The following is a 26,130-nucleotide window of genomic DNA, read 5'->3' as shown; positions in this document are numbered from 1 at the left end:
CCTTCCCTCCGATACTTATTTGGCAATAGCTAGGGAGGGGCGGCGCGCCCCTCCCTTTTTGTATCCATTTTTGGCGGGAAGCCGCCGGAAAGTGAGTATGGCACATGTTTGATCGAGGGTATATCAAATCCATGGCGCGCTGGCGGCTGCAAACCGAGAGGAGCAACGCCATTCTGGCCGCTCTGGCCGCTTTGCTCTGTGGCGCTTCTCTCAGCGGCGGCGTGCAATTTCGCCTGCAGCTGAACGGCTCCGAGGAATCCGCCCGGTTCGCTGCCGTATTTCTGCCCCTGTTCCTGATTCTCGGCCTGGTGAGCGTGGTGTACAGCGTTTTTCTCGGCAATGTCATCCACACCGGGCTGCGCGGATGGTTTATGCGGTATTCCCGCGGGGAGAACGCGCGGGCCGGCGAGGTATTCGCCAGCTTTCGCATCTATCTCCCCAGCATGACCACCGCCCTGCTGCGGGACGTGTTCGTGTTCCTGTGGAGCCTGCTGTTCATCATCCCCGGTATTGTCATGAGCTATGCCTACAGCATGGCCGACTACATCATCTACGAAAATCCCAACCTGTCTCCCAGCCGGGCGCTGCAGATGAGCAAGGCCATGACCCAGGGGCATAAGGGCGATCTGTTCATCTTTGACCTGAGCTTTTTCGGCTGGATGCTGCTCAGCGGGCTGACCTGCGGCATTCTCGGCATCGTGTACGTCAACCCCTACATGTACACCGCCCACGCGGGGCTGTATGACGCGCTCAAGGACAATGCCATCCGACAGGGCATTCTCCGCTGGGAGGATTTCGGCCAGCTGCCCCCTCCCCCCGTGGAGCCTCCCGTTCCGCCTTACGGCTATCCCCAATATTGAGGTGAATCATGCGTATCTGTTCCAACTGCGGCCTGAGTCACGACGAGGGAGCGTCCCGCTGCCGCCGGTGCGGCAGCCCGCTTGTAAAAGCGGAGATTGCCGCTCCCGTTAAGCCGCCGGAGCCGGACGCGCTGGTACGGTTCTGTCCCCGCTGCGGGCTGAGCAACCCGGAGAAAAGCGTGATTTGCCGGGACTGCGGCGCCTCGCTGAAGAAAATTCGGCCGGTCAGCGGACAGCAGGCTGTCGAAAGAATCAGCCGGAAAATCATCCGGCGGATGTACTGGTTCGACACGCTGCGTGTCCCGTATCTCATCGCCTGTGGCGTAACGGCCGCCGCCGCGCTGGGTTCGCTCATCGTCTTTCCCTCGCCTTTGACGCTTCCTTCCCTCTTGCTGAGCGTCCTGGGCGGTTTGTGCCGGCTGCTCGAAGACGTTGGGTTTTCGGATCGATACTGGTATATCGACGTGGACGCCGGGCCGAACTATTACTACTACCAATGGGGCGCGATCGGTGCGCTGATCCTGTGGGTCGGCGGCCTAGTCACCCTTATTCTCAGCTGGATATACCACTAAAAACAGCCCCGGGAAAAATCCCGGGGCTGTCAGCTTGTCGAAAAAGTCCGGCTCGCGCCGTCCATTTACGTCAAGCTGAGCAAAAGTGGGAAAAATCGAACGATTTTCCCCACTTTTGACGCCTGCGGGCGGGTGATTGTTGCGCGAGGAGGGAACCCTGACGGTTCCCCCTCACACTCCCCCTCCCTCCGCTATACTTTTTCGACAGTCTCACAGCCCCGGGAAAAATCCCGGGGCTGTTTTCTATGTCTCCGTCTCCAGCGCTTTCGGCCGGCAGACCGCGCCGCCGAAGATGACCGCGCCGGTGGGTTGGTCCACCAGGGCGCAGAAGAAAGGGCGATCCAGCCGCAGGGTATGCTCTTCCAGGCTGTTCGGGCGGGCGGCGCCCGCCTTCATCTCCACGTCGGTGGCCGCGGCGGCCAGCACGCCGGCCTCGCTGACCTCCAGCGCGGTGTTATGCTGCACGATGTCGATATAGGGCCGCAGGGGGCCGGTGGGCTTGACCATGCGGGAGAAGTCGGCGGCCAGGGAATCGAAGGCATCGGTCATGCCCAGCTTCACCAGCGTGTCCTTCAAATTCTCTTTATAAGAAACCGTGAACCGGGGCAGGGTCAGATGCAGCCGGTCGCACCGGCCTTCCGCCGCGATCAGCTCGCACAGATCCGCTGGCTTCAGCCCGGCGATCCACTCCGTCAGGGCCACCGTACCGGTCTTCTTGGGTAAAACCAGCACCATGGCCGTTCGGTGGTCGGCAAAGGGCAGGCGGGTGGCTTCGATCGCGTCGTCCTCATACCAGACGGCGTTTGACAGCGTCTGCGCCATCATCGGCAGGCTCCGGTTGCCTTCCGGCCCGTGAAAGACCCCGTCGCTCGTGCTGCGCAGCAGGAACGGATCCTCCCATTTGCCCTCATACAGCAGGGTGTTTATCAGCAGCATCAAATCGTCGGAGGAGAGAGGCGGCTTCACCAGGTCGGTGATCCGGCCGGCGGTCTTGTCGGCCACCCAGTCGTTGATGCCCGGTATCGCGTCGTTGCTGAAGGCGATCCGCTCGACGCCCGCGTGAAAATAGGTGTCGTTGGCCTTCAAAAAAGCGGGCTGTACCTCGGAGGTAAAAGCCTGATTCAGCCAGATGCCGTTGGCCAGCTGGTACCCGCCGGCCAGCAGGGACTGCAGATCCCGGCTTCCCTTGTTGAGCGCCGCCGCGTCCTTCGCGCCGAGCAGCGACAGCATCTGCTCCTGCGTGTTCCCCGCCGCGCCGTTTGCCGTTATGGCCAGGGCCAGATACACGCTGGCCGGGGACACAAAGCCGTTTTGACCGGTTCGCTGCGTCTGCTGGATCAGCCGCAGGGCAAACGCGCCGTACCCGTTGGCGAAGCCGCTTGTCATCCGGTTCACCGGCTGGGGCGCGCTGTACCGGGTCGTCCGCTCCGCCGTGGAGCGGGCGGTGGTGGTTCCCGTTTTCTTCCCCGTGACGGTGAGGGGCGCTTCCGAGGTGGCGGCGCCATCCTCCGAGGATGCGGCGTCCGCCCGCGATACCGGCGCCGAAGCGTCGGCGTCCCCGTTTCCGCCCGGTACCGGCGCGCCGCAGGCCGCGAGGCCCAGACACAGCGCCGCCGCACAGCCGAGGCTCAGCCATTTCTTGTTCATGATACCCCTCCTGACATGTCCGTGATTGCTCTCATTCGTATAGTGAGAGAAATCGCCGGAAATGTTGCAGGAGCCGCTGGGAAAATTCCGCCGTTGTCAGCCCTCCACCGTCACCCGCACGCCGGCGGGCGCTTCAAAGCTGGTTTGCACGCTTCCGTCGGCGTTCCGCCGGTGCCGGACATGCAGGTCCCCGGCGGGCAGCGGATAGCTCCCCTCCGCCCAGTCCAGGTCGCCCAGCTGGGGACGCAGCCGGATATCCGTTCCTCCGGGAGCAGCCAGCTCCACCCCTAGGACGGCTTCGGCCAGGAAGGGCACCGGCCCCGCCGACCAGCCGTGGCAGAGGCTGTGCCGGAACCCACTGTAGCAATGGGCCCCGTTATCCCCGTGCACATCGCTCTCGCCGGGGTAGGGCAGCCGATCGATGGGTGAGGCCTTACACGCCCAATCCAGGTCAAAATCCTCCCAGAAGGTGGTGGCTCCCAGATCGAGCATGGCGCCGTAATAGGCACGCAGCATGTCCAGCGCCTGCGTCATATGGCCGCCCGCCGCCGCACCCCGCAGAATGTAATAGCTCATGAAGGTGGACAGGCCCCGGGGGCCGTCCAGCCGCAAGATTTCCCCCGCCCGCTCCGGGGGCAGCATACCCGCCAGGGCCAGCAGCGCGGCCGCGGGCTTGATCGACCCGCCGTCCCCGCCATAGGCCCGCAGCGCCGCTGCGCCCCGCTGGGCCCGACGGGCCGTGTCCTCGTCCTCCAGCAGGCGGCAAAGCACCGCCGCCGCGTCCATGGACAGCGCCGCCAGGGCCTGCACCCCGGCCCGGGCCTCCGGCATGCCATGGGTGGACCAGTCGAGAAAATAGTCATCCAGCGCCAGACGGCCGTCCGGCTCCACCTGGCGCAGAATCTGCGCCGTCAGGGCGCGTATGTACTCCCGGTGCTTGGCCGGGAAGGCCTTGTCCCCCGTGTACTGGTACCAGTCCCGCAGGATGAGCAGCCACCACATGGAATACGCCGGCATCCCGTTCATCCAGCCGGGCAGCGCCGCTTCCCCGCAGGCGGTGTCCAGGCTTTGCTCCAGCAGCGGCTCCCGCCCGAACAGGGCGCGGATGGCCAGCATTTCGGGATGGGTGTCCCCAATCCAGACCAGCCGATCCCGTTTGATCCCGTCCCACAGCCGGTTCTGCAGGCAGAGATGACAGGTATAGGCGGCCGTGTCATAGATGGCGTTCAGCCGGGTGTCGCTGCAGCGGAAGCTTCCTCGGTAAGGTACGTCCCGATAGACGAACACCGCCGGCGCGCTTTTGAGCTGGATGGACGCCTCTTCCTCGACAAGCTCGATGAGCAGGAACCGGAAGCCAGTCTCCCCAAAGGTCTGATCACTCAACGCGGGCAGCGGGACGGTAAAATCCCGCAGGGCGTGGTCGTTGCCCGCGTTCTTCTGCCCGAGACCGCTCAATGCCTCGCCGACCGACTCCCCGAAGCACAGGCGCACCCGCGGATAACTAGCGCCCGCCGCCTGCCAGTTCAGCAGCCGGACGCCGCCATGGAGCTCCCGGCCGTAATCCAGCAGCACCGCCGCCCGCTCGCCCCCGTCCCGGTTTTCCATCCGGACGGTCGCGCCCTCCCGCAGACGGATTTGCAGCTCGCCCGGCTGCAGCAGGGCGTCCGCCCCTTCCACACGGCCGCGGGTCAGGATGACACGGGCCGGGGGCACCAGCACCCGCCGGCGGGTGTCCTCCTCCAGCACGGGGATGGTGTCGATAATCCTCATTGAAAGCTCCTCCTTCTTCGGGACTCGGCCGTTAACGCCGGAGCCCCTCGTCGGCTCCGATTATAACAGATACCGGAGGAAAACGAAAGACAAAATTACGGCTCTCGCCTCGTCAAAAAGCAGCAGGGCGAACCCGCCCTGCTGCTGAGGATGATGGGATTGACAGCGGCCGTCACCCCAGCAGGGTGGCGGCTCCGGGGCCGAGGGGCAGCCCGGTGATCATCCAGACCACCAGCAGCACCGTCCACCCGATAAGGAAGAACAGGCTGTAGGGCAGCATCATGGAAACCAGGGTGCCGATGCCCGCCTTTTTATCGTATTTCCGGGCGAAGACCACGATCATGGCGAAATACGACATCATGGGCGTGATGAGGTTGGTGCAGGAGTCACCGATGCGGTAGGCCACCTGGGTCAGCTCCGGCGAATAGCCCAGCATCATGAACATGGGGATGAAAATGGGGGCCAGCACCGTCCATTTCGCCGTGGCGGAGCCCATCAGCAGGTTGAGCAGAGAGGTGAACAGCACGAAGATCACCATCAGCAGCGGCCCGCTGATGCCCGAGGACTTGAGAAATTCCGCCCCGCTGATGGCTAGAATCGTACCCAGCTTGCTGTAGTTGAAAAAGCTGATGAACTGGGCGGCGACGAAAATCAGGGCGATGTAGCCGCCCATGGCCGCCATGTTTTTTTCTAGCTGTCCCGCCACGTCCTTCTCGTTTTTGTAGGTTCCGGAAATCCGGCCGTAGAGGACGGAGGGGACGAAAAACAGCAGCGCCAGCAAGATGATGATGCCGTCGATGAGAGGGGCACCGGTGGTCAGGCTGCCGGTCTGGGGATTGCGCAGCAGGGAGGCGCGGGGGATCGCCGCCGCTATCAGCCCCGCCACCAGCAGGAGCAACACCAGGGAGGCGATCTTCATCCCCTTGGCCTCCTGGCCGGTCAGGGCGGTCAGACGGTGATCCGCCTGACCCTCCTCCTGTTCGAACCGGCCCAGGCGGGGTTCCACGATCTTATCGGTGACCAGGGTGCCGATGGCCACGATGAGAACGGTGGACGCGATCATGAAAAACCAGTTATCGGTGGCCAGCACGGTATAGCCGCTGTCCACGATGTGGGCAGCCTCGGTGCTGATACCGGCCAGCAGGGGATCCAACGCGCCGATAAGCAGGTTGGCGCTGAACCCGCCGGATACCCCGGCAAAGGCCGCCGCCAGCCCCGCCAGCGGGTGCCGGCCATAGGCCATAAACACCAGTGCCCCCACCGGAATCAAAACGACGTATCCGATATCGGTGGCGATGTTGGACATCACCCCCAGCAGCACCACCACCGGGGTGATGATGGCCCGCGGGGTGACCGACACCATCTTTTTCAGCAGAGCGGACAGATAGCCGCTGCCCTCCGCACAGCCGATGCCCAGCATGGTGACCAGCACCACCCCCAGGGGGGCGAAGCTGGTGAAGTTGCTCACCATGCTGGTCAGCATATACACCACGCCCTCCTTGCTCAGCAGGGAAACGGCTGTGACGGTCTGGGTCTCCAGCTCCAGGGTTTTGGAGTTGATGAGTTCCCCGGTGGCGGACACGCCGAGCAGGGCGCACAGGGCGGAAACCAGGATGATACCTAGGGTGAACAGCGCGAACAGGGTAATGGGGTGGGGCAAGCGGTTGCCCGCCCTCTCGATGCCTCCCAGTATCCGGCCGAACAGGGACGGCTTATCTTTTCTGCGTTTTTTAGCCATGCGATTACCTCGGTTACCTATAATATCGTCTATAGTGTGGCTGATTTCCGTTGAAAAACACGCGGCCCATAAAAAAACAGCCATTCTTTTCTAACCCATAGCCTGTTGGGCATCCGTTATCCGTTTGACTTTTTCATGGGCCGCGATTAGAATGAAAAGAGAAAATGGCAGAGCACTTCTCTATCAGGAGGTTTACTATGTATTACGCCACAACCTGCCCGTCTCCTGTGGGACGGCTCACCCTTGCCTGTGACGGAGAAAACCTGGTCGGTCTCTGGATGGAAGGACAGAAATATTTTGGAGGCACGATTGGCGAGACAATGATTTTCAAGGAGGCTCTCCCGGTCTTTGAGGCCGCGAAGGGGTGGCTGAATCGGTATTTCGCGGGGAAGAAGCCCGCCATTGCCGAGCTGCCGCTGCGGCCTATTGGCGGAGCATTCCGGCAAGGCGTATGGAGCCTCCTATGCGAAATTCCCTATGGGGAGGTTGTCACTTATGGCGGTCTTTCCCAAAAGCTGGCGGCCCGTCTGGGAAAAACCACCATGTCCAGTCAGGCGGTGGGGGGCGCGGTGGGCCACAATCCAATTTCCATCATCATCCCCTGCCACCGGGTTGTGGGGGCCGGCGGCAGCTTAACGGGCTACGCCGGAGGCATTGACAAAAAGCGCCGGCTTTTGGAGCTGGAAGGCGTCGATACGTCCCGTCTCTTTGTGCCGACCAAGGGAACCGCTCTTTAAGCGCCGCGGGTCACCCGCTGGCGAAGGCTCCTCCACACACGCAAAAGGCCGCCGGATACATCCGGCGGCCCCAATATTTTCTACGATTTTCTGGCGTCCTCCCAGGCCTCGAACGCTTCGATGGGCATGGGCTTGGCAAACACGTAGCCCTGCACCAGGTCACACCCGACCTCCCGCAGGAAGGCCAGCTGTTCCTCATTCTCGATGCCCTCGGCCACGGTCTGAACGCCCAGCCGGCCCGCCAGCTCCACCATGGCACTGACGACATCCCTGGTTTTCTTCCGCGACACATGGCGGAAAAACCGCCGGTCGAATTTTATCACGTCCACATCGAATTCCATGAGCAGGCCCAGAGAGGAATACCCCGAGCCGAAATCGTCCAGCGAGCACAGAAATCCCATTTGATGCATGGCGTCGATCTGTTTCTTCACATAGGCGATCCCGTGGTCGTCAAAGAACGAGGATTCGGTCAGCTCCAGCTCGATCCAGCCCGGGGCAATGGCGTACCGGCTCGCGATGGCTTGGAGCGGGCGCAGGGCGTCGTCACTCCTGAAATGCTCCCGGGACAGGTTGACAGAAATCGGCAGTATCTGCCGGCCTCTATCCGCCCAATCACGCAGGGTTTTGCACACCTGCTCGAACATGTACAAATCCAGGCTGCGAATCCGCCCGTTCTTTTCGAAGAGCGGAATAAAATCCGAGGGGAAAATCACTCCCTGCGCCGGATGGATCCAGCGCACCAGCGCCTCAGCGCCGCCTATTTCGCCGTTGTTCACCCCGACCTTGGGCTGCAGGAACACCTGAAAATCCCCGTTTTCCAGCGATGGCTCGAACAGGTCGTTGAGCTCCCTCTCCCTGAGCAGCCGCTGGGTGAAGGCGGCGTCATAAAACTTACAGTGCTCATCCTCGGCAGCGGAGCGGTTCCGGCTGGCGGTTTTCGCCCGATCCTGCAGCACCGTGATATCGGCGGCGGGATCCTCCACCATGTACGCGCCCGGCTGTAGGATCAGGCGATACGGTTTTGCCGCCTGCCGGTTGAAGCCGTTAATCGCCTCCGCCAGCTTTCCGAGGCGGCGGCAAAGCGCCTGCGGCTCGTTCTCCTTGAGGCAGAGATAGAAATTATCGGCGGCGGTGCGGGCCGCCGCCTCTTCCCCGCCGGTCTCGCTTTCCAGCGCCTTCATCACATAGCGCAGGGTGCGATCCCCGGCCTCGCGGCCATAGGTCTCGTTGATGAGCTTGAAATCCTTGATATGGAGCAGCACCACGGCATAGTCACCGGAAGAGGCGTTTTGCAGCAGATTCCGGCAGCGGATTTGGAACGCCGTGTTGTTCATCCCGCCTGTTACCGGATCCACAAAGGCCACCCGCTCCAGCTGCCGGTAATGCCCTCGGAATATGCGGGCAAAAACGGCCAGCATGAGGACAAAAAGGGCCAGAATTCCGGCGATGATCAAAAAGGTCTGCCATATATAGGCGTTGGTCTGGGCGGAAATCAAATTGGCCGGCACCAAGGTCAGCAGTACCCAGTCGTAACTGGCCAACGGATTATACGCCAGTATCAGGTCGGTGCCGTTTACCGCCGTGAAGGGGAATACGCCAGGCTGCTGCCGCTTCATATTCTCCTGCATACGGCGAATGCTCGCCGCCGTATCGCTGTTGGGGGTTTCCGAGAACAGCGCGTCCAGCCGCATAAAGGGCTCCAGATTGGTGGGAGAAATAACGACGTGGCTATCCTGGTGAATGATGCAGGTCAGTCCCAGGCCGGAAAAGCTTACCGATTGTATCAGCTGCTGCATATTTTCCTTGCTTCGTTTCCCCGCGAGCACTCCGACCACGTCATCGCCGCGGCGAATCGGAATGGAATATAGAATTTCCTGGTTATCCATGAACGACACGCCGTCTTGCCCGTTCAACGAAGCCTGTATGCCGGACAGACTGAATATGTCGTTTCCAAGAGGGGCCGTACTGAAAAAACGGCTGCCCTCATCGGTGATAAGAAGTGCGTCAAAATCCATAGATCGTGCTTTATCGCGTAAGAACTCCTTCAGCGGTTCCGGATTCTCATGGTCGTAAATTTGACGTATGCTGTCTTCCAGCAGTTCCATATCTTCCATTTGTTTGGTCAATCGAAAATCAATGTCGTTGGAGAGCTGAAGGGACACATCGGTAACATAGGTCTGCGTACTTTTATTCATCGCCATCTGCAAGCGCGACGCGGTCCAAACAGCCAAGGCGATAATCAGCAGAACCAACACCGCCAGAAGCAGGAGCAGCCGTTTGTAATAAAAAAAGGAAGCCGATTTGCCAAGATATGCGCGAATGGTACCCTGGCCCTTGTCCTGTTTCATCCTTTGCCCTCCCGCGTTGGTTCTGTTCCTAGTGTAACATAAGTTTCCGCAAAAATCCATGGGTTTCATCCCGTGGGACACGCGCGGTTTCCCCCGAACCCAAAAATGGGCTAGCCCCTAAAGGCTAGCCCATTTATTCAGCGATAAACTGCTCAACCGGCAGACGGCGTAAATTCCATTTGTGGAATTTACTTCATCATGCTGGCTACTTCGTCGGCGAAGTTGTCTTCCCGCTTCTGCATGCCTTCGCCCTTTTCGAAGCGGACGAACTCGGCGATCTTCATGGCGCCGCCGGCCGCTTTGGCCTGATCCGCCACGTACTGTTCCACCGTGATGTCGCCGTTCTTGACGAAAGCCTGCTGCAGCAGGCAGTTGGTCTCATAGAACTTGCCGATGCGGCCGTCCACCATCTTCGCAATGATGGCCTCGGGCTTGTTGGCGTTCTTGGGATCGTTCTGGATCTGGGCCACGAGGATTTCCTTCTCCTTGGCCAGGGCTTCCGCCGGGACGGTGCTCTTGTCCAGATACTGGGCGTTGAGAGCGGCGATTTGCATCGCCACATCCTTGCCGCACTCGATGAGCGCGTCGGAACCGGAGGCCGCCGCGTCCGCATCAAAGCGAACCAGCACGCCGATGCGGCCGCCGCCGTGGACATACGCCACGCAGTCGCCCTCGTAGCGCAGGAATCGACGGATGCTCAGGTTCTCGCCGATGACCAGGATTTTATCCCGCAGGGCGTCGGCCACGGTCTGCTCCCCTTCATAGGGCAGGGCGGACAGGGCCGCCACGTCGGCGGGGTTCTTCTCGGCCACAATCTCGGCCAGAGCCTTGACGAAATTCTGGAAATCCGCGTTCTTGGCCACGAAGTCGGTCTCGGAGTTCACTTCGATGACCACGCCCACCTTCTTGGCGTTGTCCACATAGGCGTAGACAAGGCCCTCGGCGGCAATGCGGGTGGATTTTTTAGCCGCGGCGGCCAGGCCCTTTTCCCGCAGGAAATCGATGGCCTTCTCCATGTCGCCATCGCTGGCGGCCAGCGCTTTTTTGCAGTCCATCATGCCCACGCCGGTCTTCTCGCGCAGGGTCTGGACGTCTTTCGCAGTAAATGCCATGTTATTCAAGTCCTTTCGTGGTGGATTGTTGAAAGATTCAGGCTTCGGCGGGAGCTTCCGCAGCGGCGGCGGGGGCTTCCTCAGCCTCCGCGGCGGCGGTTTCCTCGCCCTGACGGCCTTCGAGAATGGCGTTGGCCATGGTGGAGGCAATCAGCTTGACGGCGCGGATGGCGTCGTCGTTGCCGGGAATCACATAATCCACGTCGTCGGGATCGCAGTTGGTGTCGACAATCGCCACAATCGGAATGTGCAGCTTGCGGGCTTCGGAGACGGCGATCTTCTCCTTGCGGGGATCGACGATGAACAGAGCGCCGGGCAGCTTCTTCATGTCCTTAATGCCGCCCAGGAACTTCTCGAGCTTCTCGATCTCATGGTTGAGCTTGATAACTTCCTTCTTGGGCAGCAGGTCGAAGGTGCCGTCCTCTTCCATGGCCTTAAGCTGCGCGAGGCGCTTGATACGGCCCTGGATGGTGCGGAAGTTGGTCAGCATACCGCCCAGCCAGCGGGCGTTGACAAAGTGGGCGCCGGCACGCTGGGCCTCGTCACGGATAGAATCCTGCGCCTGCTTCTTGGTGCCGACAAACAGAATGGTCTCGCCGTTCGCGGCCAGATCGCGCACGAACATGTACGCTTCTTCCAGCTTGCGGACCGTTTTCTGCAGGTCGATGATATAGATGCCGTTGCGCTCCGTAAAGATATAGGGAGCCATTTTGGGGTTCCAGCGCCGGGTCTGGTGGCCGAAATGCACACCGGCTTCCAGCAACTGCTTCATGGATACGACTGCCATTGACTGTTTCCTCCTTGGTTTTACCCTCCGCGGGGCTTATGGGGGCATGTGAATTTACCGCCATATCCATGGCACCGGCGGTTTTGCCGGAACCCGCCATGGCTAAAGACCCGCGTGCGTTTTGCCGAACTAGTATAGCACAAAACCACCGTTTAAGACAAGCGCTTTTTCAAAATTTTCCGTACATTTGCGCTTTTTTTCGTATTCTTACAGGGACAGCGACGCATTTCCCCACATTTTACAGCAGGTTTCCGAACGATAGCGCTAATCCAGCTGGCGGATGCCCTCGATGGGCGGGACATTCATGGCCTGCCGCGCCGGGAACAGCACCGCCAGGGCGCTGAGCAGGATGCAGGTGAGCGCCCCGCCGATGAGCAGCGGCCAGGAGGTGTTTCCGATATTCTCCGGCGTCAGGCAGGCCATCAGAAGCAGATACCCTCCGGTTCCGAGGATCGCGGCCAACACGCCGCTGAACACCCCCTCGTACACCAGCATGCACAGCTCTTGGCCCCGGGTCATCCCCACGCTGCGCAGCACCGACAGATCCCGCCGACGGCTGTGAACCCGCCCGGCGGCGGCGTTGAGCAGGCCCATGACGCCCATGGCGGCGATGCAGACCGACAGCATGGCGGTAACGGTCAGCATCAGGCGGTAAATCGTCTCCTCCGCCTCGTTGGACTCCAGCTGATCATACAAGCTTAGGTCGGCCTTTTCGGCGGCGGTTCTCATGACGGCGGCGGCCGTCTCGTAGTCCTCGCCGCCGGACAGATAGACAATCAGATCGGAAAACCGCACCGGCAGGCCGAGACGCTCCTCCGCCCCCTCGCCGGCGATCAGGGTCATCATTTCGCCGCCCCCCATATCCAGCCAGTCGGGGGGCTTGCGGATGACCGCGCCCACCTTCACCGTGCGATCCAGGCGGGCTTCGGCGCCGGACTGGCCGTTTTTCAACGCCGTGCCGTTCACGACGGTCAGCTCCAGGTCGTCCCCCGCGTGATAGGCATCGTTGGTGAAGAGCTTCAGCTCCGGCGGCTTCTCCGACAGGAAACGGCTGCTATACAGGCGGCCGGTGGAGGTGCCGTCCTGATTGACCGTGATTTTATAGGCGTAATCCGGCAGGCAGAGGATGATCTCCCGTCCCTCCCGCAGGGCCTCGGGATGGATGGCCCCCTCCGCCACATAGGGCTTCAGCTCCTCGAGGAGCGCGTCCTCCATGGTCAGCAGATTGGACAGCCGGTAAAAGGCGTCCGCCGCGTCGTAGCCGTACTTCTCGTTCGCGCGGGGATTGGTCTGCGTCAGGTCGTCGTTCAGCCAGAAATCGCTGTATTCCAGCAGATAGGGGGTTTGCTTCTCTTTCGGCAGCCGGGCGCAAAACAGGGTGTCCAGCTTGCTGTAGACCCGGCCGCCCGCCAGCCGGCCCCGCACCTGTTCGGGAAGCTGCCGCTGAGTATTGACATACTGCTCCGGCTCATCGATTTGCGGGATGCTGCCATCCATTTTGCCGTAGCCGATACTGCCGACAAAGCGATCGATGAGCTCAAAATCCGGGCGGACGAAGGTATTCGCCCGCTGGGTGCGGCAGAAGGCCATGACAAAATTCAGGGCGACGAGGCAGAAGGCGAAGCCCAGTATGGTCAGCGTCATCCGGAGACCGGAGCGGCGCAGGGACTGAAACGACAGGCGCAGGGGGGAGATGAATTGCCGCGTCCGCCAGCGGGAGGGATGCCGCCGCTTGGCCCGGAAGGCCACCGCCTCCACCGGCGGGATCCGGCCGGCCCGCAGGGCGGGAATCAGGGCGGAGAGCAGCCCGAACACCACCGTGCCCACCAGAACGGCGGCGGGCACCCAGGGGCTGAACGCATACAAAAGCGGCGCGCCCAGCAGGGCGGAAAAGAGTTGCACCGCCCCATAGGACAGGCCCCCGCCCACCAAAATCCCCGCCGCCCCGCCGACAAGGGAGACGCTCAGGGCCTCCAGCAGCAGGATCCGCCTGGCCTGGGACTTGGTGGCCCCCACACAGCGCAGGAGGGCCAGCTGACGCCGGCGCTTTTCCACCGTCAGCAGGAAAGCGCCGATGAGGATGGAGGCCAGGGTGAACAGCACGGCGCCGGCGATGATGCCCACATACAAAAACGTTTCCTTCTCACTGGGAAGGCCCACGCCGCTGCTTGGCAGCTCCCGGTAAACGGTATTGTTGCAGACGTAAAGGACATCGTCGGGGATATGGGCCGCGATATAAGCCCCGTCGGGTCGGGGCGCGTCCAGCAGATACAGATACGGCAGGGCACAGAGAGCCGCCGCCTCCTGTTCGCACAGCAGGCCGTTCAGGGGCTGGATGGTGACATCCTCGGGAAAATGGCCGGCGGCGTACCGGTAATAGGATTCCCAGACAGCGGCGTAGTTTTGCAGCAGGCCCGTCACCTTCCAGGTCCGGGTCTCGCTGCGCCCGTCGGCAAGGGTCACGGCGGCGGTCACGGTTCCGCCAAGTTCCGCGTTCAGGCGGAAGGCGGCGGCTCTCTCCAAAGCGATTTCCCCAGGGGCTTCGGGCAGCCGACCGTCCAGCAGACGGATGCGGGCCATGCCGCGGACCGCCTCGTCCGCGTAGCCGACCAGCACGGCGGCGGCGTTGTTTTCCACCGTCACGCTGCCGGACAGGAGCATCGCGCCCTTTCTGGGAAACGCGTCGCTGTGCAGCAGACTTTGGGCCGCCGCATCCGTCCCTGTGGCGACAACCATCTGCTCGCCGTAGGTATCCTTGGCGTTCTCCACGGCGGTTTTCACCGACGAAAGGCCCACCAGGGCCACGAGGGTGAGGAACATGGCGGACAGGGCCACGGCGCCGCCCAGCAGCAGGGTGCCAGCCTTCCGCTTTTTCATCCCCCGCCAAGTCAAGAGCCAGAGGGTTTTCATACGGGGCTCACCTCCGAGTCGGAGGTTGAGTCGGCGGCTACCAGGCCGTCCTCCAGGGTGAGGACACGATCGGCCCCCTCGGCGATGCGCAGGTCGTGGGTGACCAGCACCAGTGTCTGACCGAAGCGGCGGCGGGAAAGATGCAGCAGCTCCAGCACCTCCCCGCCCGACCGGCCGTCCAGGTTGCCGGTGGGCTCGTCCGCCAGGATAACGGCAGGCTTGGAGGCCAGGGCTCGGGCGATAGCCACCCGCTGCTGCTGCCCGCCGGACAGCTCCCCGGCGAAGTGGCCCAGCCGCTCGGTCAGGCCCAGGGTTTCCACCACGGCGTTCAAATACTCCGCATCCGGGCGGCGGCCGTCCAGGTTCAGGGGCAGCACGATATTCTGCCAGGCGGTCAGTTCGGGTACCAGGTTATAAAACTGAAACACAAAGCCGATGCGGCGGCGGCGCAGGATGGTGCGCTGCTTATCGCTCAGGGCGTAGATGTCCCGCCCTTCCAGCAGCACGGTGCCGGTGGTGGGCATGTCCAGCCCGCCGAGCAGATGGAGCAGGGTGGTCTTGCCGGACCCCGATCGGCCGACAATGGCGGTGAAGCCGCCCTCCTCAAAGGTGAGATCGCACCGGTTGAGGGCGCGCACCTCGCTTTCCCCCCGGCCATAAATCTTGGACAGGTTTTTCGCTTGCAGAACCGCGTTCATGGGCCATCACTCTCCTTTACCGCCCAGTATACTCTCCGCAGCTTACGATTCGGTGAAGGGGCCGCTTACGGTTTCGTAAGCTGGATATCCAGCCGGCTTCAATTTTCCGTTTTTTCCACACAGTTGAGGATAGGGAGGGTAACGACGAAGGCGGTGCCGGAGTCCTCCTGAACGGCACGGATATCTCCATGGTGCCGCCGCACGATTTCCCGGGCCAGGGGCAGGCCGATGCCCAGGCCGCCGCTGGCGCTGTTTTTCGCCCGGTAAAACCGCTCGAAAATACGCGGCAAATCCGCCGCGTCCACGCCCGGGCCGTTGTCCCGCACCGTCACGCGGGCCGCGCCGTCGCCTGGTTGGACGGTCACCGTCACCACCGGGGGCTCGCCCGCGTGATCCGCGGCGTTCTTGATGAGGTTAAACAGGGCCTGCCGCAGCCATTTCTCGTCAAAGCGGGCCTCCACGAGGCCTGGCGCGGTCAGGCGGAAATCGGCCCGGCGGGGATGGGCGTCCCGCACGGCGTTCATGGCGGCCCGGACGGTCTCGGTCATGTTCTGAGGCTCGACGCGCAGAAGGGTGGCATCGGCCTCCAGACGGGCGAAATCCAGCAGGGCGCGGGTCAGCTCGTCCATCCGCGCGGCCAGCAGCACGCACCGATCGAGCTGCTCCCGCCGGCGGCCATCCGTCTCCCCCTGGAGCAGCTCCAGGTAGGTCAGCAGGGCGGTCAAGGGGGTTTTCAGCTGGTGGGAAACGTCGGTCATAAAATCCTTGATGGCGGTTTTTTCCCGGGAAAGCTGGGCGACCAGGTGGTTCATCCGTTTGCAGGCCAGCTCCAGCTGCCCGGCCAGGACGCCCACGTCCCCCTCCCTGAGCGGAGTGAGATCGGCGGTGAAATCCCCCCGCATCATCCCCTCCAGGGTTTGGCCCAGGGCGCGGATCTGCCGTTTTATCCGCCGGGCGGAGCAGGCATAGCCGGACAAAAAGCCCAAGAGGGCGGCGGTCAGCGTCAGGGCCGCGGCGGTAAGGAGGTTCATAGCAGCCGGTACCCCTCCCCCCGCACGGTTTCGATCCGGGCCCCGTCCGCCCCGAGCTTGTCCCGCAGACGGGACATATGCACCGACAAGGTATTGTCCTCAATGAATTCGCCGTCGAAATCCCACACGGCATCCAGCAGCTGCCGGCGGGTGAGTACCCGCCCCTGGCCGGCGGCCAGGCGGTAGAGAATATGGAACTCGGTGGGCGTGAGAGCCAAGGCCTCCCCCCGGCGGGAAACCGTCCGCCGGGCGCTGTCCAGGATAAGTTCCCCGATTTGCAGCCGCTCGGGAGAGGCGGCGTCCGACCGGCGCAGGAGGGCGCGGATGCGGGACAGGAGCTCTCTGAGCCGGAAGGGCTTGGCGACGTAATCGTCCCCGCCGCAGTCCAGGCCCCGCACGGTATCCATCTCCTCGTCGCAGCAGGTGAGGAACAGGATGGGGACGCGGCGGGTTTTCCGCACCTCGGCGCACAGGGAAAAGCCGCTGCCATCGGGCAGCAGCACGTCGAGAATCAGCAGATCGGGGGCCGCGTCCGGCCGGGAGAGGGCTGCGCGGGCGGCGGCGAGGCTACCGCAGGCGGTCACCCGGTAGCCCTCGCCGGTCAGGACGCTGACCAGGCCGTCGCGGATATATTCGTCGTCCTCCACCAGAAAGATGGTTTTTTCCATGGGCGGTTCCCCCTTGCTTTGCACGTACGGCGGCAGATTTGCCGGCTGTCTTTTTTTCAGTATACCACATCGGCGGAGTCGGCGAGGTGAAGATTTCGTCATCTTGGCCTTGTGTTTTTATGAGATAAAAGGACACAGGCCATGATGGGCTGTGTCCTTTGGAAGGTATAGGGATGGGGCTATCGGAGATTGTGCAGGTATGCGGGGTATGAGCCCGCGATTCTATAGCAGCGCTTTTAGGGCTCTATCGGGTTTGCGTTGGTGTGCGGGGCATAACCCCGTGTTCCTATTGCGCCAATGTGGCGCCCGCACCCCCTCTTTTCCTTTTCTAGAAAAAGAAAAGAGGGGGGAGAAAAGAAAAAGCCTGGCCAACAGACGCACGGGAAAAGAACACATCGAATTTTTCTGTCCTATCTGCTTAGGATTGCGCTCGCGCCTAAAGGCGCTATAGTACGCATCTACGCCTATCTTACCGGGAAACGTGTCCTTTTCCCGCGCTACGAGCGCGCTGACGCGCGTAGTATACTTGGGTGCGTACCCTAGTTGTACAATCCGGTGGGGTCTCCCCGTCTTAGGACGGCGAGCCCTATCAATCGAGCACGGATAAATTCTCACTTGCGGCTACCTTCCTACGGATCCCCGTATGGGCTCGGCGGCCTAAGCCGACGAGCCCGGCAGCGGCAGAGCGTCCGCCCTTGTCTCTTGGTTCTCCTTATGCAGCGGAGCCCCTGGGGAGTTGGTCGCCCGACTTCCGCAACGTGTGGCTACGCACAGGCGAGGCGGGGCCGGTAGAAAGCAGAACGCTGCTGCCGCGTGGGCATTAGCGGGCGCACCAGCGGCGACACAGTGTCTAAAAGGTTTTATTTCTCTTGCGGAGGGCCAAAGCCCGCAGCGACACAGGGCTCGCCGCGAGGCACAATGTCGGCCTCTCCCCGCCGGAAAGGTACATAAGGCTTTTTCTTTCTCCCCCTTCTTTCTTTTTCACGCACGAAAAAGAAAGAAGGGGTGCGGGCGGCTTACAGGCGCAGACAGGGACGCAGGATTCTAGCCCGCATACCAACAGCAACCCCGATAGAATAATGTGAAATTTTACCACTTCTGCTGCTGTATTTGATTTTGTCGTTGACTTATTGAGTCCCGAATAGTACAATATTTTCGGGGCCTCAAAAGTGAGGTGATACAATGAGTCCCAGGACCGGCCGGCCAAAAGCAGCCAACCCCAAAAGCGTTGAAGTAAAAGTCCGGTTTACAGACAGCGACAACCAGCGCCTGCTTGCTTATAGCAAGGCGCATGGCATCACCCGGGCGGAGACTATACGAGAAGCGGTTCTGCTGCTTTTAGCCAACGAAAAATGAAGGAAGCGGTGCATCCCCTTGAAAGATGTACACCGCTTCCTCACACACCAGCCATGTTCAAAAGAACAGGAGGCATAAATATGATACCATATGCCGCCGATTCTTTCAAGCATGGCTGGACAACGACAGGAAAGGAAGAAAAAACCATGCATAGCTTTACGGCGGATATCGAGGAATTGCTGGAAAACCGGCTGGGCGAGGTGATGGATGATCTTCTGCGGCAGAAGGGCGAGTACGCCATGGCCTGGGAACAGAGCCGGGAATTGTACAGCCGCATCGACCCGATTGTGAACCACGAGGAGGACTTGTCCATCAGCGGCGGGGACTGCCTCAACCTCCGCGACTATCTGGAGGCGGAGGGCAAAGCGGCGGGCCTGCTTCAGGGCGCGCTGTACCGCCAGGGCTTCCGGGACTGCGTTCAGGCGCTCCACCTGCTGGGCGTGCTGGGGCGTGTACCGGCCTAGCCCCGCTCCTGCCCCGGGGTGCGGCCGGTAATCGCCTTATACAGCTGGATAAACCGGCTGCTCTGCCGGAACCCCACGTCCCGGGCCACCTGGGCCACGGTTCTATCGGTGAACCGCAGCAGCCAACCGGCCCGGGCCACCCGCACGCGGTTGAGATACTGATGGGGCGTATAGCCGGTTTCCCTCCGGAATTGGCGGATAAAATGCGCCTCGGACAGATAGGCCCGGGCGGCCAGCTCCCGCACGGGCAGCGGCTCGGCATACCGGGCCTCCATCAGACGGATGATGGGCGGGCTTATCCGGCCCCGGCTCTCCTCCCCCGCCCCGGCGGCATCCCACAGCAGCCGATAAAGCAGCGCCGCCGTGCAGACGGAGGCCCCCAGTTCAAACTGGCCCGGCTCCTCCGCCTGCAGGCGGAGGATTTCCTCGATCTCCCGGACATAGGGGGCGGTATCTACCGGCGAGAGGAAGGGCGGCCGGCCGGCGGGCAGGCGGGCCTGGATATACTCCAGCAGCCGCACCGCCGCGCCGCCGGCGGGATGCAGCCAGTAAAACTCCCACACGCCGCCGGGGGGAACGCCATAGGCGTGGGGGCGGCCGGCCGGCACGATCGCCACGCCGCCGGGCAGAAGGGGGTGGGTCTCCTCATCCAGGCGGAGGAAGCCCTCCCCGTCCACGGTAATCAGCAGCAGATACTCCCCGCCGCCGGCGGGACGGGAAATGCCATACCGGTCGTTGACCCGGTGCCAGCCCGCCGCGCTCAAGCAGGCGGCCGCCTCCTGCATGGCCAGGGGAAAGACATGAGACGCGAGGCGCACCCGGCCGAAATCCCCGTCGGTCGCGTACATAGGCGAAGCCTCCTATATCAAAAAACTGCGGTTTCCTATCTCGAAAGAATCCTCTTTAACTATACCTCTTTTCACCTGCTTGTCAATGGAGTATGCTGAAACAAACAAGGAGGCGGAAAAATGGAAACGATGACTTCGAGAGAGCGGTTCGCCCGGATGTACGCGCACAAGGAGGCGGACCGGGTGCCGATCACCGACATCCCCTGGCAGGGAACCATCAGCCGCTGGCGGCGGGAGGGCATGCCGGCGGGCGCCGACTGGCGGGAATATTTCGGTGTGGACAAGGTGGAGGGGATTTCGGTGGACATCTCCCCCCGGTACCCCTGCACGGTGGTGGAGGACAACGCGCGGTATCAGATCGTCACCAGCCCATGGGGCGTGACCATGAAGCAGTTCAAGGAGGAGGACTCCACCCCGGAATTCCTGGATTTCAAGGTCTGCACCCCCGAGGCCTGGGAGGAGGCCAAGGCCCGCATGGCGTACAGCCCCGACCGGATCCCCTGGGACTATCTGCGGGACGCGTATCCCCGCTGGAAGGCGGAGGGGAGCTGGATCCAGGCAGGGTTCTGGTTCGGTTTCGACGTGACGCACAGCTGGATGGCGGGCACCGAGACCCTGCTTATCGCGCTGCTGGAGGAGCCGGAATGGGTGAAGGACATGTTCGACACCTATCTGTCCCGGTGCATCGCCTGCTTCGACGCGGTGTGGGACGCGGGGTATGTGTTCGACGAAATCTACTGGCCGGACGACATGGGGTACAAGGGCACACCGTTTTTCTCCAACCAGACCTACCGGGATTTGCTGCAGCCGTTTCACCGGCGGGCGGTGGAATGGGCCCACGCCAAGGGGATCCAGGCCCATCTGCACTCCTGCGGGGACGTGATGCCCCTGATCCCCGACATTCTGGACACCGGGGTGGACGCGCTCAACCCGCTGGAGGTCAAGGCGGGGATGGAACCGCTCCGGCTGAAAAAGGAGGTGGGGGATCGGCTGGTGCTCCACGGGGGAATCAACGCGGTGCTGTGGGACGACAAGGAGGCCATCGTGGCGGAGATCGAGCGGCTGGTGCCGGCGCTCAAGGAAAACGGCGGCTACATCTTCTCGTCCGACCATTCCATCCCCAACACGGTCAGCCTGGAGAATTTCCGGGAGATCGTGGCCGCCGTCAAGCGGGCGGGGGCATATTAAGAGTATAGATAGGTATAGATAAGGGGAGGGACGTCATGTCCCTCCCCTTTCAGCGGCCACCGAAGATGCCGTCCATGATACCGCCCCGTTTTTTGCATTTGCGGGGCTCGCAGCAGGGCATGGTGTGGTTGACCAAAATGGTTTCCTCCCCGATGACCTCAATCTCCTTCCACCCGATCACAATATCGTCCTCATGGCCCATCAGCCCCATGCATTTAGGCCGGCCGTGGATGACGATGGCCACCAGTTGGGCGGTGCAGGTATCCACCTCCACGTCGTCCACACAGCCCAGGCGGGTGCCGTCGCAGACGTTGATGACCTCTTTGCTATGCATGTCCGTAATCCTGCAGAGCATACACGTTCCTCCTTTGGTTTCGTATTACAGCATATGCGGCGGACAGGCCGTTCATGCTTTTTTGATGGAGGCCTCTTGCCAATCCGGGGCGGGTGTTGTATGATGGGCCGGAAGACCGATTTTTTCTGGAGGCCGTTATGAAACCGTCGTACCGTTTGACCACGCTGTGCTGCATAGTGGGCACCTTCGTGCAGGCGATCATTGCCAATCTGACCGCCATTCTGTTCGTGCCCATGATGGGGCTGTACGGCTTCAATTTCATCCACCTGGGCATCCTGGTGGGAGTGAATTTCGGTGCCCAGGTAACGGCGGACATCCTCTTGAGCGGTACCATCGACAAGAAGGGGTTCCGCTTCTTTGTGCTGCCCGCCTGCCTGCTGGCGTTTTTCGGGCTGGTGTTTTTCGCGGCGGCGCCGCTGCTGTTTCCGGGCCACATTTTCGTGGGGCTGCTGCTGGCCACGGTGGTGTTCGCCTTTTCGAGCGGGATGCTGGAGGTGCTGCTCAGCCCCATCATCGACGCCATCCCGGGCGGCGACAAGGGGCCGGCCATGAGCCTGATGCATTCCTTCTACGCCTGGGGACAGGTGATCACCATCATCCTGACGACGCTGTTCGTGTATGCCGCGGGCAGGGAGAACTGGCAAATCATCACGCTTTTATGGGCGGCGGTGCCGCTGACCTGCTTTTTCATGTTCCTGCGCGCGCCTTTTCCGCAGGGGACGCCGCCCGAGGAGCGGCAGGGGATGCGGCAGCTATTGTTCCACCCCTTTTACCTGCTGGCGCTCGGGGCAATATTCTGCGGCGCGGGCACGGAAATCGTCCTCAACCAATGGTCCTCCACCTTCATGGAAAAGGCGCTGGAGCTGCCGAAGGTGGCGGGGGATCTGCTGGGCATGTGCGGGTTCGCGGCGATGCTGGGGCTGGCGCGGCTGCTCTACGGGCTGTACGGGTCAAAAATCGACATCAGCCGGGTGCTGACACTGGGGGCGGCGGTATCGGTTGTCTGCTATCTGACGGTGGCCCTTTCCCCCTTCGACGCGCTGAACGTGGCGGCCTGCGCGGTATGCGGCTTCGCGGCGGGGCTGCTTTGGCCGGGGACGCTGGTGCTGGCGTCGGAGCGGTTCCCCCTGGCGGGGGCGTGGCTGTTCGCGGTGCTGGGGGCGGCGGGAGACATCGGGGCTTCCTTTTCCTCCTGGCTGACCGGCGTAGTGGCGGACGGCAGCGCGGGTTCCTCCGTATCGGCGGCGCTGGCTGGTGCGCTTGGCGTGACGGGGGATCAGGCGGACATGCGCATCGGCATACTGGCGGCGGCGGTGTTCCCGCTGGTGACGCTGGCGTGCCACATGGTGCTGCGGCGGATGAGGCGGCGGCACAGACAAGGAGGAGCGGCATGATAGAACTGGAAAGCTGGCTGAAGGCGTATGCGGACCGTATGGAGGCGGCGTTCGGGGAGCGGCTTGTGCTGCTGGGGCTGCAGGGCAGCTACCGGCGGGGAGAAGCGACCGAGGAGAGCGATATCGACCTGGTGGCCGTGCTGAACCGGGTGGACGTGGAGGAACTGCGGCGGTACCGGGCGCTGGTGCGGGAGCTGCCGGAGGGGGAAAAGGCCTGCGGCTTCATCGCGGGGCAGGAAGAGCTGCGGAACTGGCCCCGGTGGGATCTCTACCAGCTGGCCGGGGACGTGCGGGTGCTGCGCGGGCGAGCGGAGGCCGTGTTCCCCGCCTTCACGGCGGCGGACGCGCGGCAGGCGGCCCGGGAAGGGGCGGCGGCGCTGTATCACGCGGCCTGCCATAGCTTTCTGTACGGGGAGGCTTCCGGCGGCGCGCTGGCGGAGCTGTACAAAGGGACGTTTTTCGTGCTGCGGGCGGCGCACGATGCCCGCGCGGGATACCGGGCGGTTTCCCGCAGGGATCTGCTGCCCCGGCTGGAGGGGGACGACCGGGAAATCCTGGCCGCCTGCATCGGGCGAAAGGCCTTTCTCGGGGCGGATCGGGCGGCGCTGGACGAGGGATATCGGGCGCTTATCCGCTGGTGCGGGAAAATCCTCAGAGAGTGCGGCGGGGCCGTTGCATCCGTGTAAAAAAAGGCGTATACTGGCAGGTAGAACTACATGGATTTTTAGATTTTTGATGCCTGAGGAGGATGTCTCTTGATTTGGCACAGCGAAGATTTGACCGCGATCTCCCGCGAGCTGGGATCCGACACGCACAGCGGGCTGACCGCCGAGCAGGCGGAGGAACGGCAGCGGGAATACGGCCCGAACAAGCTCGATGAAAAGCCGCCGCGGCCCTGGATTCTGCGGTTTCTGGATCAGTTCAAGGATGTGATGGTGCTCATCCTCATCGGGGCGGCGGCGGTGTCCCTGGGACTGAGCGTATACAACGCGCTACAGGGGCGGGAGGCCGACTGGGCCGAGCCCATCGTCATCCTGGTCATCGTGGTGGTCAACGCCCTGCTGGGGGTGATTCAGGAGAGCCGGGCGCAGGCGGCGCTGGAGGCGCTGAAAAACCTGTCGGCGCCGGCGGCCAAGGTTTGGCGGGACGGTGTGCTGACCAGCATGAAGGCCACCGATCTGGTGCCGGGGGACGTGGTGGAGTTCGAGGCGGGGGATCTCGTCCCCGCCGACTGCCGCCTGTTGTCCGCCGCCAGCCTGCAGGTCGACGAGTCGGCGCTGACCGGCGAGTCGGTGCCGGTGCTCAAGGACGCGGGCGTACAGATTGCGGATATCGCGCCGCTGGGGGACCGGGTGAACATGGCTTACGCAGGCTGCGCCGTGTCTTACGGGCGGGGCCGGGCGCTGGTGGTGGAGACCGGGATGCGCACCGAGATGGGCAAAATCGCGGCACTGCTGGAAAACGAGGGGGAAACCGTCACGCCTTTGCAGCGCAAGCTGGCGCAGCTGGGGAAATATCTGGGGATTCTGGCGCTGGTTATCTGCGCGGTCATCTTTGTGGTGGGGCTGCTGGACGGGCTGGATCCGCTTGACATGTTCATGACGGCGGTGTCCCTGGCGGTGGCGGCCATTCCGGAGGGGCTGCCGGCCATCGTGACCATCGTGCTGGCCATCGGGGTGCAGCGGATGGTGACCAAGAACGCGATCATCCGGAGGCTGCCCGCGGTGGAGACGCTGGGGAGCGCATCGGTGATCTGCTCGGACAAAACCGGGACGCTGACCCAGAACAGGATGACCCTGGTCAAGGTGTTTGCCGGAGACAGGATCTCCGACGCGGAGGGCGACGTGCCCGAGGGGGTACTGGCGCTGCTGCGGCTGGCGGCGCTGTGCACCGACGGCACGGTGCGGGAGGAAAACGGGACGGAAATCCCCGTCGGGGATCCGACCGAGACGGCCATTGTGGCCTGCGCGCTGCACCACGGGCTGCGCAAGGAGGAACTGACGGCGGAGCATCCCCGGGTGGGGGAAATCCCCTTTGATTCCGACCGGAAGCTGATGACCACGGTGCATCTCATCGAGGGGAAAACCGTGGCCATCGTCAAGGGCGCACCGGACATCCTGCTGAACCGGTGCACGACCGGGAAGCTGCAGGAGGCCGCGGCCGCCAACGAGGAAATGGGCCGGCAGGCGCTGCGGGTGCTGGCCATCGGCTACAAGTATCTGGACGAGGTGCCGGTGGACTGCCGGCCGGAGGAGCTGGAGCAGGGGCTGACCTTCGCCGGGCTGGTGGGGATGATCGATCCGCCGCGGCCGGAGGCGATGGAGGCCATTAAGGTGTGCGACGGAGCGGGGATCCGCACGGTGATGATCACCGGCGATCACGTAATCACCGCCTCGGCCATCGCCCGGCAGCTGGGAATTCTGCACAGCGATGACGAGGCGGTGACCGGCGAGCAGCTGGCCGCCATGAGCGACGAGGAGCTGCGCGCGGGGATCCGGAAATTCCGGGTGTACGCCCGAGTGACGCCGGCGGACAAGATCCGCATCGTCAAGGCCTGGCAGGAGGCGGGGGAAATCGTCTCCATGACCGGGGACGGCGTCAACGACGCGCCGGCCCTCAAGGCGGCGGACATCGGCTGCGCCATGGGGATCACCGGCACCGACGTGGCCAAGGGCGCGGCGGACATGACCCTGACGGACGACAATTTCGCCACCATCGTCACCGCCGTCAAGGAAGGGCGGGGCATCTTCGACAACATCCGCAAGGCGGTGCACTTCCTGCTCTCCTGCAATCTGGGAGAGATTCTTACGGTGTTCGGGGCCATGATGCTGTGGCGGGAAAGCCCGCTGATGCCCATGCAGCTGCTGTGGATTAACCTCGTCACCGATGGTCTGCCCGCCCTGGCGCTGGGCATGGAGCCGGTGGAGGACGACGTGATGACCCGGCCGCCCCGCAAAAAAGAAGAGAGCATCTTCGCCCACGGGCTGGGCGCGGCGGCCATCTGGCAGGGACTGCTGGTGGGACTGCTGGCGCTCGTGGCCTACGTCGTCGGCTCCCGTTTCATGGGGCCGGCGGCGGGGAAAGGCTTCTTCGAGCGGCTGTTCACCGAAACGGCGGGGGCCAACATCCCGCTGGGCGAGACGATGGCCTTCGCCACCCTGGCCATGTCCCAGTTGGTGCACGCGTTCAACACCCGTTCCTCCCACTCCCTGTTCCGGGTGGGCTTCCACACCAACAAGTACATGGTGGGGGCGTTCTTCGCCTCCCTCCTGCTGATGCTGGTGGTGCTGCTGTTCCCCTTCCTGCGGGATATTTTCGGGCTGACCGTGCTGCCGGCCGCCGGCTGGTGGACGGTGGCGGGGCTCGCTCTGGCACCTCTCGCGGTGGTGGAAATCGTGAAGGGCGTTACCGCCCTGCTGCGCCGGAACCCCCGTGAGGCCGGGGAGGAAAGCCGATGACCCCGGCCGACTGGATCATCCTGGCCGCCGCTGTAGCGGTGGTGGCCGGCTCCCTCGCCGCCTGGAGGATCCGCAAAAAGAAGGGAAAGACCGGGTGCGGCGGCTCCGGCTGCGCCGGCTGTCCCCACGCGGGGAGCTGCGGAGAAAAGCCCACCGACAAATCCGATACCGATCGATAACCATCGCCCG

At 62.8% G+C, this 26,130-nt stretch carries 22 protein-coding genes; 10 read left to right on the top strand and 12 right to left on the bottom strand.

The genetic code is table 11. The features are described 5' to 3' along the window. Positions 1–104 precede the first annotated feature (104 nt). Positions 105–860 (top strand): DUF975 family protein, encoded by a 756-nt coding sequence (locus ACSAMM_RS01160; protein ID WP_457789184.1) that lies wholly within the window; start codon positions 105–107, stop codon positions 858–860. 8 nt (positions 861–868) lie between these two features. Next, on the top strand, positions 869–1,432 hold the full coding sequence (locus ACSAMM_RS01155) for a double zinc ribbon domain-containing protein (RefSeq protein WP_457789182.1): 564 nt from the start codon (positions 869–871) through the stop codon (positions 1,430–1,432). Between the two features lie 243 nt (positions 1,433–1,675). Here ACSAMM_RS01155 and ACSAMM_RS01150 read toward each other — a convergent pair whose 3' ends face one another. The 3 genes from ACSAMM_RS01150 to ACSAMM_RS01140 all read right to left on the bottom strand — a co-directional run bounded on the left by ACSAMM_RS01150 (position 1,676) and on the right by ACSAMM_RS01140 (position 6,587). Then, the gene (locus tag ACSAMM_RS01150) at positions 1,676–3,079 is read right to left on the bottom strand and encodes a serpin family protein (protein WP_457789181.1); all 1,404 of its coding nucleotides are present in this window, start codon (positions 3,077–3,079) and stop codon (positions 1,676–1,678) included. A 96-nt stretch (positions 3,080–3,175) separates the two neighbouring features. Next, positions 3,176–4,849 (bottom strand): alpha-L-rhamnosidase-related protein, encoded by a 1,674-nt coding sequence (locus ACSAMM_RS01145; RefSeq protein WP_457789179.1) that lies wholly within the window; start codon positions 4,847–4,849, stop codon positions 3,176–3,178. A 172-nt stretch (positions 4,850–5,021) separates the two neighbouring features. Continuing rightward, complete coding sequence (locus tag ACSAMM_RS01140; RefSeq protein ID WP_178725163.1) at positions 5,022–6,587, bottom strand: AbgT family transporter; 1,566 nt, start codon at positions 6,585–6,587, stop codon at positions 5,022–5,024. A gap of 197 nt (positions 6,588–6,784) precedes the next feature. Here ACSAMM_RS01140 and ACSAMM_RS01135 point away from each other — a divergent pair, with 197 nt between their 5' ends. Beyond that, complete coding sequence (locus ACSAMM_RS01135) at positions 6,785–7,324, top strand: methylated-DNA--[protein]-cysteine S-methyltransferase (RefSeq protein ID WP_457789177.1); 540 nt, start codon at positions 6,785–6,787, stop codon at positions 7,322–7,324. A gap of 80 nt (positions 7,325–7,404) precedes the next feature. On the opposite strand, the gene ACSAMM_RS01130 is transcribed toward ACSAMM_RS01135, so the two are convergent. The 7 genes from ACSAMM_RS01130 to ACSAMM_RS01100 all read right to left on the bottom strand — a co-directional run bounded on the left by ACSAMM_RS01130 (position 7,405) and on the right by ACSAMM_RS01100 (position 16,878). Then, positions 7,405–9,672, bottom strand: coding sequence for an EAL domain-containing protein (locus ACSAMM_RS01130; protein ID WP_457789175.1), 2,268 nt, complete (start codon positions 9,670–9,672; stop codon positions 7,405–7,407). A 188-nt stretch (positions 9,673–9,860) separates the two neighbouring features. After that, the gene (gene tsf, locus ACSAMM_RS01125; protein WP_457789173.1) at positions 9,861–10,784 is read right to left on the bottom strand and encodes a translation elongation factor Ts; all 924 of its coding nucleotides are present in this window, start codon (positions 10,782–10,784) and stop codon (positions 9,861–9,863) included. A gap of 37 nt (positions 10,785–10,821) precedes the next feature. Continuing rightward, entirely contained in the window at positions 10,822–11,571 is a 750-nt protein-coding gene (rpsB, locus tag ACSAMM_RS01120; protein WP_457789171.1) for a 30S ribosomal protein S2, read from the bottom strand. Between the two features lie 264 nt (positions 11,572–11,835). Further along, on the bottom strand, positions 11,836–14,481 hold the full coding sequence (locus tag ACSAMM_RS01115) for an FtsX-like permease family protein (RefSeq protein WP_457789169.1): 2,646 nt from the start codon (positions 14,479–14,481) through the stop codon (positions 11,836–11,838). Continuing rightward, the gene (locus tag ACSAMM_RS01110) at positions 14,478–15,179 is read right to left on the bottom strand and encodes an ABC transporter ATP-binding protein (RefSeq protein WP_457789167.1); all 702 of its coding nucleotides are present in this window, start codon (positions 15,177–15,179) and stop codon (positions 14,478–14,480) included. The genes ACSAMM_RS01115 and ACSAMM_RS01110 overlap by 4 nt, the downstream gene beginning before the upstream one ends. 98 nt (positions 15,180–15,277) lie before the next feature. Further along, positions 15,278–16,210, bottom strand: coding sequence for a sensor histidine kinase (locus tag ACSAMM_RS01105; RefSeq protein WP_457789165.1), 933 nt, complete (start codon positions 16,208–16,210; stop codon positions 15,278–15,280). Then, positions 16,207–16,878 (bottom strand): response regulator transcription factor, encoded by a 672-nt coding sequence (locus ACSAMM_RS01100; RefSeq protein WP_457789163.1) that lies wholly within the window; start codon positions 16,876–16,878, stop codon positions 16,207–16,209. The genes ACSAMM_RS01105 and ACSAMM_RS01100 overlap by 4 nt, the downstream gene beginning before the upstream one ends. A gap of 1,182 nt (positions 16,879–18,060) precedes the next feature. On the opposite strand from ACSAMM_RS01100, the gene ACSAMM_RS01095 reads away from it, so the two are divergent. Then, complete coding sequence (locus ACSAMM_RS01095; RefSeq protein ID WP_457789161.1) at positions 18,061–18,234, top strand: hypothetical protein; 174 nt, start codon at positions 18,061–18,063, stop codon at positions 18,232–18,234. Positions 18,235–18,380: 146 nt separating this feature from the next. Beyond that, entirely contained in the window at positions 18,381–18,698 is a 318-nt protein-coding gene (locus tag ACSAMM_RS01090) for a hypothetical protein (RefSeq protein ID WP_457789159.1), read from the top strand. Here ACSAMM_RS01090 and ACSAMM_RS01085 read toward each other — a convergent pair. Further along, positions 18,695–19,546, bottom strand: coding sequence for a helix-turn-helix domain-containing protein (locus ACSAMM_RS01085; RefSeq protein WP_457789157.1), 852 nt, complete (start codon positions 19,544–19,546; stop codon positions 18,695–18,697). The two genes, ACSAMM_RS01090 and ACSAMM_RS01085, sit on opposite strands and share 4 nt — an antisense overlap. A 120-nt stretch (positions 19,547–19,666) precedes the next feature. Between ACSAMM_RS01085 and ACSAMM_RS01080 the strand changes: the two genes are divergently transcribed. Continuing rightward, positions 19,667–20,734, top strand: coding sequence for a uroporphyrinogen decarboxylase family protein (locus ACSAMM_RS01080; protein ID WP_457789155.1), 1,068 nt, complete (start codon positions 19,667–19,669; stop codon positions 20,732–20,734). 49 nt (positions 20,735–20,783) lie between these two features. Here the strand turns inward: ACSAMM_RS01080 and ACSAMM_RS01075 are convergent, their stop codons facing one another. Then, on the bottom strand, positions 20,784–21,089 hold the full coding sequence (locus tag ACSAMM_RS01075; protein WP_178725255.1) for a YlmC/YmxH family sporulation protein: 306 nt from the start codon (positions 21,087–21,089) through the stop codon (positions 20,784–20,786). Between the two features lie 137 nt (positions 21,090–21,226). On the opposite strand from ACSAMM_RS01075, the gene ACSAMM_RS01070 reads away from it, so the two are divergent. From ACSAMM_RS01070 to ACSAMM_RS01055, 4 genes are all read left to right on the top strand, one after another. Next, positions 21,227–22,483 (top strand): MFS transporter, encoded by a 1,257-nt coding sequence (locus tag ACSAMM_RS01070; protein WP_457789153.1) that lies wholly within the window; start codon positions 21,227–21,229, stop codon positions 22,481–22,483. Next, a complete protein-coding gene (locus tag ACSAMM_RS01065) occupies positions 22,480–23,169 on the top strand; it encodes a nucleotidyltransferase domain-containing protein (protein ID WP_457789151.1) in 690 nt (229 codons plus the stop codon). The genes ACSAMM_RS01070 and ACSAMM_RS01065 overlap by 4 nt, the downstream gene beginning before the upstream one ends. 69 nt (positions 23,170–23,238) lie before the next feature. After that, positions 23,239–25,941: a cation-translocating P-type ATPase gene (locus tag ACSAMM_RS01060; RefSeq protein WP_457789149.1), complete on the top strand. Its 2,703-nt coding sequence runs from the start codon at positions 23,239–23,241 to the stop codon at positions 25,939–25,941. Then, positions 25,938–26,120 (top strand): FeoB-associated Cys-rich membrane protein, encoded by a 183-nt coding sequence (locus tag ACSAMM_RS01055; protein WP_457789147.1) that lies wholly within the window; start codon positions 25,938–25,940, stop codon positions 26,118–26,120. Before ACSAMM_RS01060 ends, ACSAMM_RS01055 begins: the two co-directional genes overlap by 4 nt. The last annotated feature ends 10 nt before the right edge of the window (positions 26,121–26,130 follow it).

The sequence above is a fragment of the Anaeromassilibacillus sp. SJQ-5 genome, from assembly GCF_054108045.1.
Note: the sequence above shows the minus strand (reverse complement) of the source record. Positions and strands in the feature narration are given on the sequence as shown.

Excerpts from the sequence above, each read along its gene's own strand:
- ACSAMM_RS01055 (WP_457789147.1), top strand. The coding sequence starts at position 25,938 with ATGACCCCGGCCGACTGGATCATCCTGGCCGCCGCTGTAGCGGTGGTG.
- ACSAMM_RS01130 (WP_457789175.1), bottom strand. The coding sequence starts at position 9,672 with ATGAAACAGGACAAGGGCCAGGGTACCATTCGCGCATATCTTGGCAAA.
- ACSAMM_RS01090 (WP_457789159.1), top strand. The coding sequence starts at position 18,381 with ATGCATAGCTTTACGGCGGATATCGAGGAATTGCTGGAAAACCGGCTG.
- ACSAMM_RS01155 (WP_457789182.1), top strand. The coding sequence starts at position 869 with ATGCGTATCTGTTCCAACTGCGGCCTGAGTCACGACGAGGGAGCGTCC.
- ACSAMM_RS01160 (WP_457789184.1), top strand. The coding sequence starts at position 105 with ATGTTTGATCGAGGGTATATCAAATCCATGGCGCGCTGGCGGCTGCAA.
- ACSAMM_RS01065 (WP_457789151.1), top strand. The coding sequence starts at position 22,480 with ATGATAGAACTGGAAAGCTGGCTGAAGGCGTATGCGGACCGTATGGAG.
- ACSAMM_RS01140 (WP_178725163.1), bottom strand. The coding sequence starts at position 6,587 with ATGGCTAAAAAACGCAGAAAAGATAAGCCGTCCCTGTTCGGCCGGATA.
- ACSAMM_RS01145 (WP_457789179.1), bottom strand. The coding sequence starts at position 4,849 with ATGAGGATTATCGACACCATCCCCGTGCTGGAGGAGGACACCCGCCGG.
- ACSAMM_RS01070 (WP_457789153.1), top strand. The coding sequence starts at position 21,227 with ATGAAACCGTCGTACCGTTTGACCACGCTGTGCTGCATAGTGGGCACC.
- tsf (WP_457789173.1), bottom strand. The coding sequence starts at position 10,784 with ATGGCATTTACTGCGAAAGACGTCCAGACCCTGCGCGAGAAGACCGGC.
- rpsB (WP_457789171.1), bottom strand. The coding sequence starts at position 11,571 with ATGGCAGTCGTATCCATGAAGCAGTTGCTGGAAGCCGGTGTGCATTTC.
- ACSAMM_RS01110 (WP_457789167.1), bottom strand. The coding sequence starts at position 15,179 with ATGAACGCGGTTCTGCAAGCGAAAAACCTGTCCAAGATTTATGGCCGG.
- ACSAMM_RS01080 (WP_457789155.1), top strand. The coding sequence starts at position 19,667 with ATGGAAACGATGACTTCGAGAGAGCGGTTCGCCCGGATGTACGCGCAC.
- ACSAMM_RS01135 (WP_457789177.1), top strand. The coding sequence starts at position 6,785 with ATGTATTACGCCACAACCTGCCCGTCTCCTGTGGGACGGCTCACCCTT.
- ACSAMM_RS01075 (WP_178725255.1), bottom strand. The coding sequence starts at position 21,089 with ATGCTCTGCAGGATTACGGACATGCATAGCAAAGAGGTCATCAACGTC.
- ACSAMM_RS01105 (WP_457789165.1), bottom strand. The coding sequence starts at position 16,210 with ATGAACCTCCTTACCGCCGCGGCCCTGACGCTGACCGCCGCCCTCTTG.
- ACSAMM_RS01150 (WP_457789181.1), bottom strand. The coding sequence starts at position 3,079 with ATGAACAAGAAATGGCTGAGCCTCGGCTGTGCGGCGGCGCTGTGTCTG.
- ACSAMM_RS01095 (WP_457789161.1), top strand. The coding sequence starts at position 18,061 with ATGAGTCCCAGGACCGGCCGGCCAAAAGCAGCCAACCCCAAAAGCGTT.
- ACSAMM_RS01100 (WP_457789163.1), bottom strand. The coding sequence starts at position 16,878 with ATGGAAAAAACCATCTTTCTGGTGGAGGACGACGAATATATCCGCGAC.
- ACSAMM_RS01085 (WP_457789157.1), bottom strand. The coding sequence starts at position 19,546 with ATGTACGCGACCGACGGGGATTTCGGCCGGGTGCGCCTCGCGTCTCAT.
- ACSAMM_RS01115 (WP_457789169.1), bottom strand. The coding sequence starts at position 14,481 with ATGAAAACCCTCTGGCTCTTGACTTGGCGGGGGATGAAAAAGCGGAAG.